Source organism: Verrucomicrobiota bacterium, from assembly GCA_021413925.1.
Classification (GTDB): domain Bacteria; phylum Verrucomicrobiota; class Verrucomicrobiia; order Chthoniobacterales; family UBA6821; genus UBA6821.
This window is the reverse complement of sequence record JAIOPL010000013.1, coordinates 51,117-64,484: the sequence shown is the minus strand read 5'-3', so window position 1 is coordinate 64,484 and position 13,368 is coordinate 51,117. Positions and strand designations below refer to the sequence as shown.

Sequence of the window (13,368 nt, the reverse complement as noted above, 5' to 3'; positions counted from 1 at the left end):
CGTTGAACTTGGTTTGGATTATGTTGGCCATCGTGCTCGTGCTTCTTGCGCGGTGGCTAGAGGGAGGGGAGTTTCGCTCACTGGTGGAACAGAAGGCTACCGAGCGGCTTCATGCAAAGGCGGAACTGTCTCCAATCCATTGGGCTTGGGTTGGTCTGACTTCGGGAAGCCTCCGGGCCCTCGGTTCGGCCGAAACCGCGCTGAAAAAGATCGAATCCAGCGGTTTGCACGCAAGGTTCCACCCTGCAGGATTGTTGCAAGGACATCTCGTCGTGGAGAAGATCACTCTTGACCGGAGCGAGATTCATTTCGGGCCGGTGAAGGAGGGCAATAACGAGGTTGTTGCGGAGGTGTCGACACAGCCATCTAGGCTTCCGAAATGGCTCCCCACGCAGTTCGTGATTGAGAGGATCGAGAGTTGCTCCACAGACGTGCTGATAGAGCAACCTAAGGGAGGCTCGGTTGATATACTGGGGACCCGCTTGGAATCTGTGCCGGAAGGAGAACAGATCCGCTTTGAGGCCCATGGAGGACGCCTGGTCAACGAGCGCTTTCCAGATCTGAAGATCGATATCGACACGATCCGATGCCGTCTCTCCAACGAAGGGCTCGACCTCACCGGCGCGGATCTCTCGATTCATAATGGGGGGACCCTTCGATTGGAGGGTAACTTTCCAAGCAATGGACGTGAGTCACGGCTGAAGGGGCATTGGGCGAAGGTCGAATTGACCTCGCTTATACCTGCACTGGAGGGGAAGGTGCTGGGCTCTCTGGAGGGGCAGAGCGAGGCCGCATGGGGTCGTGACGGGATCCATTCCATCTCAGGCAATGTCAGCGCGCATGACATTACCCTCTCGCAGATTCCGGCGTTGGAGAAGTTGGCGCTCTTCACGGCGATGGACCAATTCAGGCACCTTCCGATTCAGGAGGCGCACGCCACATTCTCAGGGGATGTGAACAAGACCACATGGAGCGACGTGGTTCTCGAATCCAAAGGTCTGCTAAAGCTCATAGGAGATGCGGAGGTGGGCCGAGAAGGATCACTCAAGGGATCTTTTCAGGTAGGCATCACCAAGAGGATTGTCGACATGATCCCCTTCGCCCGCGAGGTCCTCGGTCTGAACGAGCATGACGGCTATATTTGGACCCCGATGATCGTCGGCGGGAGTCTTTCCCATCCCACGGAGGATCTCTCGGCACGTCTTGTGACGGCTGTAACCGCGCGCGCCGAAGGAGTCATCAAGGAGGGGATTCAAGAGGGAATGAAATTCTTGGGCATCAAGGAGCAGTCCGCGACCAACATGACGACGACAAATGCTGTTAAAACGCTCGAACAGGGAGCGGGGAAAGTTCTCGATACGCTCGGCGGCTTTCTCAAATAGCGGTGCCGTTCGCTTGCGCTGGCTCGGATGATTGGAGTAGCCGTAATGCCTCGGCAAAAGACTTTTCGGGATCGGAAAAAAGACTCAGGTTCAGCTTTGGAAAGTCATGCTGGTGGCCGAACCAGGTCATCTGCCGCTTGGCATAGCGCCGAGTTGACGAGCTGATGGCTTCGATCGCCTCTTTCCGGGTGATCTCATTCCGTAGGAGTGAGCGGATCTCACGGAGACCGAGTGTCATCGAGGCCGTTGGCCCGACATACTGCTCAGGTAGAGCAGCCACTTCATCCTCCACGCCCTGATGGAACATCGACTGCACATGGGCCTCGATCCGGGCGTTCAACTCCTCCCGATTACGTGTGAGAAGAAGGGTCATGATTCCCATACTCTGGGGTGTTGGAATGGGGCCTTGCGATTCCTTCCGCGATTCGGCTAGCGGCTTGCCCGTCAGCATCACGATTTCAAGGGCCCGTTCCACACGGCGGCGGTTAACCAGATCGACTATCCTCACGGCAGCAGGATCCAGAGCCTCAAGTCGCCCGATCAGTTCCGGTAATGTGAGAGCCTGTAGTTCAGCGCGCAGGACGGGGTCGCCTGCCCGAAGTTCTTGAAGACCCCCGAGCAGCGCCTTGAAATAAAGTCCTGTTCCGCCAACTACGATTGGCCGTTTGCCACGGGCAGCGATATCGCGGATGACGGGCAGCGCCTCACGCAGATAGCGTCCCGCGTCATAAGCCTCCGCCGGATCGACAGATCCGATCAGATGATGGGGAATTAGCGCCCGCGTAGCCCCCGAGGGCTGGGCAGTCAGAAGAGATAGGCCGGCATAGATCTGGAAGGCATCCGCGCCGACGATCTCACCGTGAAGGTCACCGGCAAGCCGGAGAGAGAGATCGGTCTTGCCGACCCCAGTGGGGCCGGCAATAAGAATTGTTTCCGCAGGAAGCACGGAAACGGAACCGATTGGTACCAAAAACCAACTAGGCCGCTGCCGCCTCGGAATCCGTGGAAGCTTCCGAAGCTCCCGCCGTGTCGCGGCGTTCGGACCGTTCACTGCGGCTCTCGGCTACAGCCTTGGCGCCGCTGACCACGAGCTTGCGGCCCATGTATTCCTTGTCGTGAAGCTCATCGACTGCGCGCTTGGCCTCCTCAACGGAAGAAAGCGTGACGAATCCGAATCCCTTGGAGCGTTGAGTCTCGCGGTTGCAAACGACCTCGACGTTCTGGACGGATCCAACGCCGCTGAAGAGTTCCATCAGGTCGCTCTCACTCGCATCGAAAGAGAGGTTGCCGACGTAGACGCGGGGCGTGGTTACTTCAATGCGCTCGGGCTTCCGGGACTGGCGGGGAGATGCACTTTCACGGCGCTCGGAATGCTCGCCACGGGGAGTGCGTTGAGGTTGGCCGGAGGCCGCCTGGGGCTTTTTTTTGCCACCGAGTCCGAGGACGGAGAGGAGCTTGGCAAGGAAGCCTTGCTTCTTGGCTGGCTGCTGCGCGCGGCGAGGACGGTCTTCGCTTCGGGAAGCGCCTTGGGAGCGACCCTGGGAGCCTGAGGAACGACGGCGACCGCCGCCGCCACTGCGGGAACGGCCGCTGTTAGGGGAATAATTTGAGGACATGATATGTGTTGTGTTGAAGGGATCCCCGCGATGAGCGGCCTGGGACACGGAGCCGGTGTGGGCGGGGATCAGGACTAGGTATGTTTATCGTTGCGTTGTGTGTTGGTGCCCGTGCGACTCGCCGTGTGCGGCCTCCTTTGTGTCCCGTCCCTGGAATCTTGCGAAAAGGGGCGTGGTGGAGGCTGCGTCGGCTTTCAATGCCGGGGTAGGTAGCGGAAATCCGCACCACCTTGCGACGGTCACCGGTATCGGGCAACCCTCTCTCTCGCATCGAACCGCCGGCGAGACAAGGCAAATCGGTCTCGTTTCGCCGCGACAACGGGAACGAGTGGGAGATTTTTTGCCGAAACTTGCAAAAGAATTTTTGATTTTTCCGAATCCGGCCGCATGTTGACCCATGAGAGCGAGGACTCGCTCATGGCTTCTGGGCCTTTCCGGAGGTGAGGGAACCATTGTGGCAACGCCAAGAGGGATCCCATGTAATGGTGCCGCAAAGGTCGTTGCTTCGGCCTCTTTTTACCACGGCCTGCCGAGGCTTTCTGCAGGCAGCGGCTTTTCTCCGCTCCTTTTACTTCTTCATCGCGCAGTTAAACAACAAACCCTAAAACAAAATGAAAAGATGCACATCCCCCCGGTGCAACGCCGGATTCACCATGGTGGAACTGCTTGTGACCACCGCAGTAATAGGTGCCATGACCTCGATGATGGTGCCGACCGTACAGCAGGCATCGCAGAAAAGCAAAACCGCGAAGTGTATCAGCAACATGCGCCAGATCGGCGTCGCCGTTCAGCAGTATGTGGCAGACCCCGCTAACGGCCAGCAGTTCCCGCCGATCAACTCGACGGCAGTGAACTCAAATTACATGGTTCCTGGAGCGACACCCTCCGCACCGCAGGGCCCGCTGGCTGCTCTCAGTGCCTATGGAGTGAAGGCAAGTCTGCTCAGCTGCCCTACCGATAAGGCGCCAGATTCGAACTATGGCAGCTATATCTGGACTCCAACGCTCAATGGTGAGGAGGCGCAGAGCGCCGCTATCTACAATCAGGGAGGCGTCAACAGCATCTCCAAGCTCTCATCCATGGCGGTCTGCACGGACAAAGGGAATCCCCACATGGGAAAACTGAATATTCTTCGTGCGGACGGACATGTTGAGACCCAGACCTGGGCCTACCTCGCTTCCATCCAGTCGGCAAGCAGTGGAACAGCTGCTTCGGGGGGATCTGGCTCTGGAGAATATCGTAGCGGCCAAAAAGGTGAATCCGATGATGACCATGACGACGACGATGACGATGACAGCAAAAAAGGTAGATCCTAGGGAGGACGTGGTGGTGAACAGGGACGGAAAGAATATTAGAGAAAGCTATAAGCCGGGGGTTCTTTTTCGGGACCCCCGGAGTGGTAAGTGAAAAACCTTCACGGTTCGTCACACAGGTTCTAGCGAGTGATTTTTGCTGCAACTTCATGGCCTATGGGGTGTTCATAAGGACTCATGATCTCCTTTCTCTCCGCGTTGCCCAGACGGCAGCTCTATCTGGGGGCCATCGCCATCCTGCTGGCCGTTATCCTGATCGCCCGATGGATCGCAAACTGGGGGTTGGTCACCATCCATGCTGAGGAGCAACCACTTGCCAAGGTGATCGCCTCAATCGCCCGTCAGGGGGGAGTCCGCATGGAGAGCTCTCTCGACCTTTCCAAGCGGGTGACCATGGACGCCGTCAAGGTTACCCCTGTGGAGGCACTGGAGATATTAGCCGGAGCAATGGAATCAGGCTGGCGGGTCGTTTATCTCGCGGCGCCGACCAAAACCGCCCTTAATGAGGCAATCGCTTCGCTTAACGGCACCGGCAAGATCGATGCCTGGACCACCAGCTATTACCCGGGCCCAGGTGGAGCCGGTGGAGCCGCGGGAGCTGAGTATGGTCAGGTGATCGACCCCCGGTTTCTCTCCATTGCCATGGAGGGACCGGATCCGGATCTGGCAAAACTTCTCGATGAGGCGGCTCAGAAGAGTGGTGTGATGATTGCCCTTCCCAAGGAATGGAGCCCCCCGGCCAAACTTCCCAAGCCTACAAGTGTTCGAAAGATCGTCTCCTCTCTGGTCGGCTCGGCTCATGGCAAGAGCGCTGAATTCTTTTTCCTTTCGGAACGAGCGCGTCGTGGTTGGGGGGGCGCCGGACCTGAGGATGGTGAGGGAGGGCCCGATAGCGCAAGCGGATCAAGGCTATCAGGGTCGATGAACCAGCCGGCCGACGTGGGGCGCCGCCCCCATGCCAACCCAGACTGGATGGAGCAGCGCCAACTGGCCCAGATCAAGAAACTTCCTTCCGACAAACAGGCTCAGGCTCTGAAGGATAAGGCAGAGAGGAAGGCCTTTTTTGATTCCCTGAAGGGTCTCACTCCAGCGGACCGTATGGCCAAAATACAGGACATGATGGCCAATTCCGAGATGGGGCAGAAAATGCAGGACTCTCAACTCGTCAGGCAGTCGCAACAGACGGCAGAGCGTCGGATCACCCGTGCCGTAAATTACCTCAACCACAAAGCAGCTGCGAAAGCCGCACAATGATTAGGAGCCGTTTGATGAAATTTTCGCGCGGCTTTTCGCTGGTCGAGCTCCTGGTCGTCATCGCCATCATCAGCATGCTGGCCTCGCTGTTCTTCCCATCAATCCAAACCGGAATCCAGAAAGACAAAGGGGCCCAGTGCCTGAGCAATCTTCGGCAGATCGGCGTCTCCGTTCAGCAGTATGTGGCTGACCCGGATAACGGCCATCAGTTTCCTCCCATCTATAATGTGTCGGCTTCAAACGCCTCCTCACAATCGGGAGTGAACTCTAACTCTCCGACCGGTTTGCTTCTTCCGCTGCAATGTCTTGGCAACTACGGAGTCACCATTGCCCTGCTCACCTGTCCTTCAGATACAGCCCCGGATACTAACTATGGAAGCTATCTTTGGTCACCTGTGCTTCAGGGAGAGCAACCGCAGGATGTGCATATTTATACCCGTGGCGGTGTCTTCACGATCAGCAAGCTCAGTACCATGACCGTCTGCACGGACAAGGGGCTGCCGCATCTCGGGAGGCTGAATGTTCTGCGCGCGGACGGCCACGTGGAAACCAAGCCTTAAGGCCACTTAGAGCCCCAGGCCCTAGGAAATTTTCTAAACTTCCTCTTCTGCGCGCAGATTGCGGCCCATTAGGGATTTCATCGCCGCGGCCGGAGTTTTCAGTCCCTGAAGAAGGGCTGAGACCTCGTCGATGATCGGAGTCTCCACGGAGAGTCGTCGAGCTGCCGCTTGCGCACTTATGGCGGTCGGGATTCCTTCCGCTACCATGCTGCCCATGGATGAGGTAATCGATTCGAGTGACTCCCCCTGACCAAGGCGGAATCCCACTTGATGGTTGCGGCTGCTAGGGCTGAAACAGGTGACCATGAGGTCGCCGATACCACTCAATCCACCGAAGGTTTCGCGGCCTCCTCCCATGGCAATGCCGAGCCGGGTCATCTCGGTAAGCGATCGGGTAACCAGACCCGCCCGCGCGTTTTCACCCAGACCGAGGCCGTCAGAGGCGCCGGCCGCAATCGCGAAGATGTTTTTTAACGCTCCGCCCAACTGGATGCCACGGATATCACCGCTCGTGTAGGCACGGAAACTCGTCCCGGCGAACAGCGCCTGAACGGCGGTCAGAGCCTGCGCATCAGCAGAGCCGATCACTCCTGCGGCGGGGATGCCCCGGGCAATCTCACCAGCTAGATTCGGCCCGGAGAGAACGGCTATGGTGGTTTTTGGAAAGCGTTTGCTGATCACCTCGCTCATCAGAAGGCCATGTTCCTGTTCGATTCCCTTGGTGCAGGAGACAAGAACAGGTTTGCGGTCTCCGCATAATTCAGCGAGTTGCGAGGCGATCGCGTCCAGGTATCTCGAGGGAATGGCCAAAAAGAGAATTTCGGATTTCGACGCCACCGAGAGATCCGCCGTGGGCTTGATAGTGGAGGGCAACACCACCCCTGGGAGATACTTTGTATTGATTCCCTCACGGACCATGTTTTCCACATGAATCGGATCATGACCCCAGAGAGGGATTTTCCTGTCTGGTCGAGCAAGGAGAATAGCCAAAGCCGTTCCCCATCCCCCCGCACCGAGAACGCTGACTGCAGGGTTGCTCATGGTTTTTTCGGCCCCGTCTTCTTCTCAAAGCGGGGCTCTGTTCCTGCCTGCAGGCGGACGATGTTCGAGCGGTGACGCCAGATTGCTAGCAGGCACATGAGGCACGCCACGAGCAAAGTTAGCCAATCCGACCGATGCATGAAATAGAGCACGGAGACGGAGACAGGAACGGCAATGGCCGCCGCAATCGAAGCCACGGAAACATAGCGGGTGATGCTGAAGAAAAGGAGCCATGAGCCGAGGCAAAACAGAAAGGCCCAGAATCCGAAGAGTCCGACGATCACGCCTGCGGAGGAGGCAATCCCCTTCCCCCCCTTGAATCCCAGCCAGACGGGAAAGCTATGACCTAGGAGCGCGCAAAGCGCCGCCAACGCTCCTGGGGCGGAGGCGGGGTTCACCCCGATGGAACGACCCCATGCAAGCGCCAGCAGGACGGGAATCAGACCTTTCACAAAATCGAGGAGGAACACGGCATAGCCCCATTTCTTGCCTAGCACGCGAAGCACATTCGTAGCCCCGATGTTGCCGCTTCCCTTAGTGCGGATATCGATACCACAGATCCTGCCGGCGATGAACCCGAATGGGATCGAGCCGAGCAGGTACGAGGCAACGGCTATGAGTAGCCAAGGAGCAAGCGAGGAAAGCACCAATGGATCTCATCAGTCGTAATCGCAGGGACAAGTAAAAAGGGAATAACTCGCGCAGAGGCGCAGAGGCGCGGAGGAAGAGAAAGGTTAAAGAAAACATGTAGGGAGGGTCTGGGGCCCAGCGAAATAATACTCATCACACAATCATAATACCCCTGCGTCTCTGCGCCTCTGCGGGACATATTTCCCTATCCTGTGCTATAATGATTGCCATGATCGCCCGTCATCTCTTGCCCGCGGCCCTACTGCTTTCTATGGTCTGCTGCATGTCCGCACAGACTCCGCCGGGAAATACCAACACAGTCGCTGTCTGCCTGATCGGCCCCGATGGCAATCCGGGCTCAGTCGTCCAGAGTCCCCGCGTTGTAAAGACCGACGCCGAGTGGGAGAAGCAGCTTGGCCCTGCTGCCTACCGCGTTCTGAGGGCCAAGGGGACCGAGGCTCCCTTCTGCGGCAACCTGCTCGATAACCACAAGGATGGCGTCTATTTCTGTGCCGGCTGTGGCTTGCCACTCTTTGCCTCCAGCTCGAAGTTCAACTCCGGCACAGGCTGGCCCAGTTTCTACCGGCCCTTCGCTCCAGAGAACATCACCGAGATCCGCGATGTATCGCTCGGCATGGCCCGTACCGAGATCCTCTGCGCCCGCTGCGGCGGCCACCTCGGTCATGTCTTCGACGACGGCCCGGCACCCACCCATCTCCGCTACTGCCTGAACTCCGTCTCACTGATCTTCAAGGACGAAACTGAAGTGAAGAAGATGGGTGCTCAGGTTGCCCGCTGATCCCCGCAATGAAGCACTCCGAGTTCCACCTCACTCATCGTGTCGGATGGCTCCGCGCCGCCGTCCTCGGTGCAAACGACGGGCTCCTCTCCACGGCCAGTCTGATTGTTGGCGTTGCGGCAGCAGAGGCGAGCCGTGGTAGCGTGCTAGTCGCCGGGGTTGCCGGACTTGTAGCGGGTGCCATGTCGATGGCAGCCGGAGAGTATGTCTCCGTGAGTTCCCAGTCCGATACGGAACGGGCCGATCTGGAGCGTGAACGGATCGAACTTGCCACCGATTTCGAACATGAACATGCGGAGTTGGCCTCCATCTATGTGGAGCGGGGACTTGATCAGGGGCTTGCGGATCAAGTGGCCAAGCAGCTGATGGCAAAGGATGCCTTGGGAGCACATGCCCGTGACGAACTCGGTATTTCTGAAGCCCTTAGTGCCCGGCCTTTGCAGGCTGCATTAGCCTCCGCGGCGACCTTCGCCGTGGGTGCCGCAATGCCATTGCTGGTTGTGCTTGCCGTGCCTCACAACTGGATTGCCTGGACAGTGTCGGGCAGCTCCATGATTTTCCTCGCCATCCTTGGCGCACTCTCTGCCTACGCGGGGGGCGCTCCTATGCTGCGTTCGATCGTGCGCGTCACTTTCTGGGGCGCGCTAGCCATGGCCCTGACTGCAGGCGTGGGTGCACTAGTCGGCAAGCCTGTTTGAATTACCGAGGAGGTGCCGTAGCGCTTATATTCTCTGTAGCCCCCCGAGTTACACTCTTAGGCTGATAGCCACTCCAGACGGCGCGATAGCATCACATCCTGGTCAAAATGAAAATACCCCTTGAAGGTTTTGCCCTCGAGCATCCCCGGTAACCAGTACTGATCATCCTGCCACATATCATGGTAGGGAATCGCAGAAGTTTCCATCCAATGGGGAACTGCCTCATCCGTCTCGACCGGTTCCCCAAGACAACCCTCGGCAGTAAAAACGACACAATGAAGGGCCAGTCCGTCGACAAACTGGAAGTGGAGTTCTCCACGCTCCGAGAGATTCAGCGGCGTGACACAGAGTTCCTCTTGAGTCTCGCGGATCGCGGCCGCCAGAGCGTTCTCGCCGGGTTCGAGTCGACCGCCCGGTCCATTGATCTTCCCTGCACCAAGACCGCGTTTTTTTCTAATCATGAGGATCTGCTTATCCCTTAGCACAAAGCAGAGAGATGCCCTCATCGTCGGCTGCCAGTTCTGCCAGAAGGCGGGGTCGTGGGGATCCATGGGTTGGAGGGTTAGAGCGTTGAAGGGTTGAAGGGTTAGAAATCTACTGCACTAGGCTGACCGGACGAAATAATACTTTCTAACTCTTCACTCTTAGGGATGCGCTGAATAAATCCCATGATGACATCAGGGGTTCTTTGACTGTGGAGACAGCGGGGTCTGGGTCCGACCTAACAGCCTAAAGCCTAAACAGCTAAAAAGCCTGCGGAATCGAATGTCGCCGCATTGTCACAAATCCCCCCTTGACCCCACCATCAGACATCGCACGATAGATGGTTTATGGGAAAAGGGATTCACTCTCACTTCATCAACCGCGGTCTTAGCTGGCTGGAGTTCAACCAGCGCGTGCTCGACCAGGCGCTCGACAAAGAGAACCCCCTGCTGGAGCGCCTGAAGTTCCTTTGTATCGTCAGTTCGAACCTCGACGAGTTCTTCGAGGTGCGCGTGGCCGGTCTCAAGCAGCAGGTGCAGACGAACACCGTCGCGCTGGCGCCGGACGGCATGTCGCCGAAATCAGAACTTGCAGCGATCTCGAAGCGTGCCCGCAAACAGGTGGACGACCAGTACCGCTGCTGGAATGAGGAGATCGAACCAGGCCTCGCGGGTGAGAACATCAAATTTCACAATTTTCCGGATGTTCCCGAATCCGAGCATGCGCATTTCGAGAAGTTCTTCCATGAGCGGATTTTCCCGGTGCTCACGCCCCTTGCCATTGATCCTTCACACCCCTTTCCCCAGCTTCTCAACAAGAGTCTCAATATCATCGTTCACCTCGAGGGCGAGGGGATCAACACCGACCTGGCGGTTGTCCAGGTGCCACGGATCCTACCGCGCGTGGTTCCCTTCTCCCAGCAGACCGAGGAGCAGGGCCATGACTTTGTCTTCCTCGGCAGCGTCATCAAACATTACGTAGGAACCCTTTTCCACGGAGTCAAGGTGCTCGGGGCCCATCTCTTCCGCGTCACCCGCAACAGCAATCTCTACGTCGACGAGGAGGAGGCAGAGAATCTCCTGCACGCGATCGAGGAAGAGCTGCGCCATGTGAATCGCGGTGCAGCCGTGCGCCTCGAGGTTCAGGACGACTGTCCCGACGCGGTGGCCAACCGCCTGCTGGAGATCTTCAATCTCGGTCACGGCGATCTCTACCGGCACGAGGGCCCTATCAATCTCACGCGCCTGATGCCGCTGGCCCTCTCGATCGACCGGCCCGATCTCCGCGACAAGCGGTTCACCCCCGCGACCGTCGTTTCACTTAACGAAGAGGCCGACATCTTCTGGCATATCCGCAAGGGCGATATCCTGATGCAGCATCCCTACGACAGCTTCCAGACCGTCCTCGATTTCCTTGGGCAGGCCGCCGAGGACCCGCATGTCCTGGCGATCAAGCAGACTCTCTATCGTACCAGCTCCGATTCTCCCCTCGTGGCCTCGCTCATCCATGCTGCTGAGAACGGAAAGCAGGTGACGGTCATTATCGAGCTGAAGGCCCGCTTCGACGAAGCCGCCAATATCAAATGGGCACGCCTTATGCGCGAGGCCGGCGTCAATGTCATCTACGGCATCGCGGGACTCAAGACCCATGCCAAGGCCATGCTGGTCGTCCGCCAGGAGGGCGAGATTATCCGGCGCTACGCACACCTCGGAACCGGCAACTACCATCCCTCCACGGCACGTCTTTACACCGATCTCGGTTTCCTCACAGCCCGCGAGGAGCTCACCTCGGATGTTGCCGCGATGTTCAATATCCTGACCGGCGTGTCCAAGTTCCCCGGCATGAAGGAGCTTCTGATGGCACCTTACGATCTGCGTGAGGGCATGCTTGAGTTAATCGACCGTGAGATCGAACATGCCAAGGCCGGTCGCCCGGCTGGCATCTTCGTGAAGATGAACGCCCTAGTGGAGGAGAGCATGATCGATGCGCTCTACCTTGCCTCACAGGCAGGCATCAAGGTGCAGCTCTTCATCCGCGGTATCTGTTGCCTGCGCCCCGGCATCCCCGGGGTTAGCGAGAACATCGAGGTGCGCAGTCTGGTTGGTCGATTCCTAGAGCACAGCCGCATCATTCGCTTTGAGAATGGCGGCGCTCCCGAAATCTACCTCGGAAGTGCTGACTGGATGCCGCGCAATCTCTTCCGCCGTGTGGAGACGGGCTTCCCGATTCGCAACCCCCGCGTCCAGGAGCATATCGAGGAGATCATCAACACCTTCTGGAAGGACAATGTGAAGGTCCGCGTCATGGACACGGAGGGTCTGTACCACCTGCGTTCCGTGGAGGGAGAGAGATTCAACGCCCAGGAAGAGTTCGTCGCCGACTCCCAGCGCCGCCGCAAGGCGAAGCCTGCCTTGGCACAGTAGAAAGTAAGGCTGAAGAGGTTTGGACTGAAGGCTGTTAGGAAAGAGCCGTCAATCAATCGAACCGATCGTGTTTAGAAAACGATCAACCCTCCTAAAACGAAAGGTGAAATGGAGCGGGTAGAGGGAATCGAACCCTCATGGCCTGCTTGGAAGGCAGGAACTTTACCACTAAGCTATACCCGCATTAACTAAAGAATTGTTACCACAGACCCAAAGCGGGGTCAACCCGCGACATGCCTCCCTACTTGGAGGGTGCTGCCTGAGTCTGAATCCCCGCGCGCTCCAGCGCCTCACCGAACTGCTCTGAGATCCGGGTGTTTACCGCGGTTCGGTGGCCATTTGACCTCAGAAAGCAGATTTCTGCGGTTACCGCTCCTAGAAGAAGCAAGCCGACAGCAATCAGCACTCCGGGTCTTAGAAGGAGACGTTGCAAGTTAGGTGAGGCCCGTTCAACTGCTCGTCTTTACTCCAAGGAGCCTTCCTCTTCCTGTCCCGAGGCAATGGCAACGGCTTTCCTCGCAAGAGCCGTGATTCCGGCCCAGTCGCCGGCCTTAATGAGAGAGCGGTCAGCGATCCAGGAGCCACCTACCGCGGCAACGCCGGGAGCAGCCAGATATTCTTTCAGCGTGGCGGCGCTGACGCCGCCTAGCGGGACGAACTTCACGCCGGTGTGGCCGAAGGGGCCGGAGAGAGTTTTGAGCATCTTGATGCCGCCGGCGACATCCGCCGGGAAGAACTTCTGGACCTTGCAGCCGAGTTCGAGTGCGCGCTCGATTTCCGAGGGGGTCATGACTCCAGGGATAAATCCAAGGCCGCGTTCATGGGCGGCCCGGACGACATTTGCATTCAGGCCGGGAGCGAGACCGAAGGTAGCTCCTGCCTCGGCTGCCTGGACGACCTGCTCGCCCGTGAGCAGGGTGCCAACACCAAGATGGACCTTGTCTCCGAAGGCTGCCTTGATCCGGGCAACTGCCTCCGGGGCGGCGGGGGTACGGAAAGTGACTTCGAGAGCATTCAGGCCACCATCCAGAAGGGCTTGAGTCAGGGGCTCTGCATCTTCGGCGCGGTCGATGGTGATTACGGAAATAATGCGGGCGGCAAGGACTGGTGCGAAATCAAAGGATGACATGGAATATCTTTTAAGGAAACCTGCCGGCTTATCCAAGCAA

General features: G+C 58.0%; 13 protein-coding genes and 1 tRNA gene. 7 read left to right on the top strand and 7 right to left on the bottom strand.

The annotated features are described in order from the left end of the window. Positions 1–20 precede the first annotated feature (20 nt). Positions 21–1,382: a hypothetical protein gene (locus tag K8R57_06145; protein MCE9587877.1), complete on the top strand. Its 1,362-nt coding sequence runs from the start codon at positions 21–23 to the stop codon at positions 1,380–1,382. Here the strand turns inward: K8R57_06145 and miaA are convergent. Both miaA and K8R57_06135 read right to left on the bottom strand, forming a co-directional pair. After that, a complete protein-coding gene (miaA, locus tag K8R57_06140; GenBank protein MCE9587876.1) occupies positions 1,375–2,352 on the bottom strand; it encodes a tRNA (adenosine(37)-N6)-dimethylallyltransferase MiaA in 978 nt (325 codons plus the stop codon). The genes K8R57_06145 and miaA overlap by 8 nt on opposite strands. A 7-nt stretch (positions 2,353–2,359) precedes the next feature. Beyond that, positions 2,360–2,998, bottom strand: coding sequence for a hypothetical protein (locus tag K8R57_06135; GenBank protein MCE9587875.1), 639 nt, complete (start codon positions 2,996–2,998; stop codon positions 2,360–2,362). A 611-nt stretch (positions 2,999–3,609) separates the two neighbouring features. Here K8R57_06135 and K8R57_06130 point away from each other — a divergent pair. The 3 genes from K8R57_06130 to K8R57_06120 all read left to right on the top strand — a co-directional run bounded on the left by K8R57_06130 (position 3,610) and on the right by K8R57_06120 (position 6,125). Further along, the gene (locus K8R57_06130) at positions 3,610–4,314 is read left to right on the top strand and encodes a type II secretion system GspH family protein (protein ID MCE9587874.1); all 705 of its coding nucleotides are present in this window, start codon (positions 3,610–3,612) and stop codon (positions 4,312–4,314) included. 174 nt (positions 4,315–4,488) lie between these two features. Beyond that, on the top strand, positions 4,489–5,565 hold the full coding sequence (locus tag K8R57_06125; GenBank protein MCE9587873.1) for a hypothetical protein: 1,077 nt from the start codon (positions 4,489–4,491) through the stop codon (positions 5,563–5,565). A gap of 14 nt (positions 5,566–5,579) precedes the next feature. Continuing rightward, positions 5,580–6,125, top strand: a complete 546-nt coding sequence (locus tag K8R57_06120) for a prepilin-type N-terminal cleavage/methylation domain-containing protein (GenBank protein MCE9587872.1) — start codon at positions 5,580–5,582, stop codon at positions 6,123–6,125. 33 nt (positions 6,126–6,158) lie between these two features. Here K8R57_06120 and K8R57_06115 read toward each other — a convergent pair whose 3' ends face one another. Continuing rightward, the gene (locus tag K8R57_06115) at positions 6,159–7,166 is read right to left on the bottom strand and encodes an NAD(P)-dependent glycerol-3-phosphate dehydrogenase (protein ID MCE9587871.1); all 1,008 of its coding nucleotides are present in this window, start codon (positions 7,164–7,166) and stop codon (positions 6,159–6,161) included. Further along, positions 7,163–7,813, bottom strand: coding sequence for a glycerol-3-phosphate 1-O-acyltransferase PlsY (gene plsY / locus K8R57_06110; protein ID MCE9587870.1), 651 nt, complete (start codon positions 7,811–7,813; stop codon positions 7,163–7,165). The genes K8R57_06115 and plsY overlap by 4 nt, the downstream gene beginning before the upstream one ends. Positions 7,814–8,067: 254 nt before the next feature. On the opposite strand from plsY, the gene msrB reads away from it, so the two are divergent. Both msrB and K8R57_06100 read left to right on the top strand, forming a co-directional pair. Further along, positions 8,068–8,595, top strand: coding sequence for a peptide-methionine (R)-S-oxide reductase MsrB (gene msrB / locus K8R57_06105; protein ID MCE9587869.1), 528 nt, complete (start codon positions 8,068–8,070; stop codon positions 8,593–8,595). 8 nt (positions 8,596–8,603) lie between these two features. Then, complete coding sequence (locus K8R57_06100) at positions 8,604–9,293, top strand: VIT family protein (protein MCE9587868.1); 690 nt, start codon at positions 8,604–8,606, stop codon at positions 9,291–9,293. 56 nt (positions 9,294–9,349) lie between these two features. Here K8R57_06100 and K8R57_06095 read toward each other — a convergent pair whose 3' ends face one another. Then, positions 9,350–9,844 carry an 8-oxo-dGTP diphosphatase gene (locus K8R57_06095; protein ID MCE9587867.1) on the bottom strand — a complete coding sequence of 165 codons (495 nt, stop codon included), beginning with the start codon at positions 9,842–9,844 and terminating at the stop codon, positions 9,350–9,352. Positions 9,845–10,123: 279 nt separating this feature from the next. On the opposite strand from K8R57_06095, the gene ppk1 reads away from it, so the two are divergent. Further along, positions 10,124–12,199, top strand: coding sequence for a polyphosphate kinase 1 (gene ppk1 / locus K8R57_06090; protein MCE9587866.1), 2,076 nt, complete (start codon positions 10,124–10,126; stop codon positions 12,197–12,199). A 109-nt stretch (positions 12,200–12,308) separates the two neighbouring features. On the opposite strand, the gene K8R57_06085 is transcribed toward ppk1, so the two are convergent. Beyond that, positions 12,309–12,382: transfer RNA gene (locus K8R57_06085), tRNA-Gly, on the bottom strand. Between the two features lie 280 nt (positions 12,383–12,662). After that, a complete protein-coding gene (gene eda / locus K8R57_06080; protein MCE9587865.1) occupies positions 12,663–13,328 on the bottom strand; it encodes a bifunctional 4-hydroxy-2-oxoglutarate aldolase/2-dehydro-3-deoxy-phosphogluconate aldolase in 666 nt (221 codons plus the stop codon). Between the last annotated feature and the right edge of the window lie 40 nt (positions 13,329–13,368).